1 protein-coding gene and 2 pseudogenes are annotated in these 2,457 nt (G+C 36.1%); all 3 read left to right on the top strand.

The annotated features are described in order from the left end of the window. Positions 1-1,076, top strand: a pseudogene (locus tag RT405_RS07335) (chromosome segregation protein SMC); the annotation flags it as partial. A 42-nt stretch (positions 1,077-1,118) separates the two neighbouring features. Then, the gene (yidA, locus tag RT405_RS07330) at positions 1,119-1,958 is read left to right on the top strand and encodes a sugar-phosphatase (protein ID WP_313468798.1); all 840 of its coding nucleotides are present in this window, start codon (positions 1,119-1,121) and stop codon (positions 1,956-1,958) included. Positions 1,959-1,984: 26 nt separating this feature from the next. Continuing rightward, positions 1,985-2,457 (top strand): annotated as a pseudogene (locus RT405_RS07325) (signal recognition particle receptor subunit alpha); the annotation flags it as partial.

The following is a 2,457-nucleotide window of genomic DNA, read 5'->3' as shown; positions in this document are numbered from 1 at the left end:
AAGAACTGTTTAATGGACAATTAGCGAATGAACAACAAGAACTAACGAAGCTTGAGCTGCACCTTCAGCACATGTCTCAATCAGACGGCAGTCAAAAATTGACGCAGAAAGAGATAGTAGCAAAATTAGCTGATTTAAAAGAACAAAAAACGAAATGCGAGCGAGCGTTGCTCCACAATAAAGAGCAGCAGCGACTAGTCCAAGAACAATTGGATCAACTAGAAAAGAAAGGCACGATTAAACAAAACCAGCAACAATATATAATGGAGCAAAAAACGAAAGTGGAAATTGCTTTTAATCGAAACGAAACGATGATTGAAAATCATTTAGTTTATTTAAATGAAGAGTATCAGTTGAATTATGAAATGGCTGAAAAAGAATACCCATTAGATATTTCAGTTGAAGAGGCTGCTCAAAAAGTGAAACTGCTGAAACAAAGTATTAAAGAATTAGGAAATGTCAACGTTGGGGCTATTGAAGAATTTGAGCGTATTTATGAGCGCTATACTTTTCTGACAGAACAACGAAATGACTTGTTAGAAGCAAAAGAAAGTTTATACGAGACAATGGACGAAATGGATGAAGAAGTTAAGCTGCGTTTTTCAGAAACTTTTGAAGCTATTCGTATTCGTTTTAGTCAAGTCTTTCCGCAACTATTCGGTGGTGGGTCAGCTGAATTGCAGTTAACTGATCCTACTAATTTGTTGACGACAGGAATTGAAATCATTGCTCAGCCACCCGGTAAAAAACTGCAACAATTAAGTTTATTGTCTGGAGGAGAGCGTGCTTTTACAGCCATTGCTTTATTATTTGCTATTATTCAAGTCAAGCCGGTACCTTTTTGTATTTTAGATGAGGTAGAGGCAGCTCTTGATGAAGCAAATGTGGCTCGTTTTGGGCGTTATTTAAGAAAATTCGAAGGGGATACTCAATTTATTGTGATCACTCATCGTAAAGGAACGATGGAAGAAGCCAATGTTTTATATGGAGTTACGATGCAAGAGTCGGGGGTTTCCAAACTTGTCTCTGTTCGCTTAGAAGAAGTTGAAGAAAAAGAAAAATTATCGGTTAAATAAATGAGTTCAGGCAGCAGAACAGCTAAAAAAGGAGCAAGTTAAATGATCAAATTGATTGCTATTGATTTAGATGGTACGTTATTAACGAAAGATCGAACCATTTCTCCAGAAAATAAAGCAGCTATAAAAGAAGCAAAAGCTCAAGGAATCAAAGTGGTTTTGTGCACAGGAAGACCATTGTTAGGTATGATCCACTTTTTAGAAGAACTGGACTTAAGAGAGCCGGGTGATTATGGCATCACTTATAACGGTGGTTTAGTACAAAAAACAGATACTGGAGAAATTTTATCGCAAAAAACATTAACTCGTGAAGAAACCCAAGAATTATATGAGTTAAGCCAAGCAATAAATGTACCTTGTAATTTTATAGATTTAGAAAAAATTTATGAACCGCCTTATCCTAAAGGCCGAGATTCGTTATATCCCACTGTAATGAATGCTTTGCCCTACATGCCGATTACATTGGCTGAACTACCTGAAGATGCAGCAATCAATAAAGTTGTTTTTTGTTACGATCAAGAAGTTTTAGATAGGGCTATTGCGACTATTCCAGCTAGTTATTATAAAAAGTATACCATAATGAAATCTAGGCCGATTCTGCTTGAAATGATGAATAAAGAAGTAGATAAAGGAAAAGGGATTGCGGTATTATGCGATTTATTAGGAATTGAACCAGATGAAGTGATGGCCTTGGGAGACGAAGCAAATGACCAAGCAATGATTGAATATGCAGGAATCGGAGTAGCTATGGAAAATGCCGTACCTGAAATAAAAGAAATTGCCCAATTTATTACAAAAAATAATGATGACCATGGTGTTGCTTATGCAATCCGTAAGTTTGCTTTACAAGACCAACCAGTCTGGACAACTACATCCGACTGAAAATAAATAAGAAATGGGGTAAGCTAATGGGATTATTTGATAAAATAAAACGTGCTTTTACGGGAGAAGAGAAAGTCGAACAGACAGAAGTAACGGAAAAATATGAAAAAGGGTTAGAAAAAACGCGTAAGTCTTTCTCTCAACGGATGAATGAATTATTTGCCAACTGTCGACGAAGATTTTTTTGAAGAGTTGGAAGAAGTTTTAATTGGTGCAGATGTCGGCTATGAAGCTTCTATGGAAATCAGTGATGCTTTGCGTCAAGAAGTAAAACTAAAAAATGCTAAAAGCGAAGGCGAAGTTCAGAATGTAATCATTGAAAAAATGGTGGAAATTTACGAAAAAGACAATACTGAAAAGCCTGAAGTTTTATTTAATGAAAATGGATTAACTGTTATTTTAGTAGTTGGTGTAAACGGTGTTGGAAAAACCACCACTATAGGAAAAATGGCAAAACGTTTTCAAAACGAAGGAAAAAAAGTGCTATTAGCAGCCGGTG

The sequence above is a fragment of the Carnobacterium sp. genome (assembly GCF_032094055.1).
GTDB lineage: Bacteria > Bacillota > Bacilli > Lactobacillales > Carnobacteriaceae > Carnobacterium_A.
Note: the sequence above shows the minus strand (reverse complement) of the source record. Positions and strands in the feature narration are given on the sequence as shown.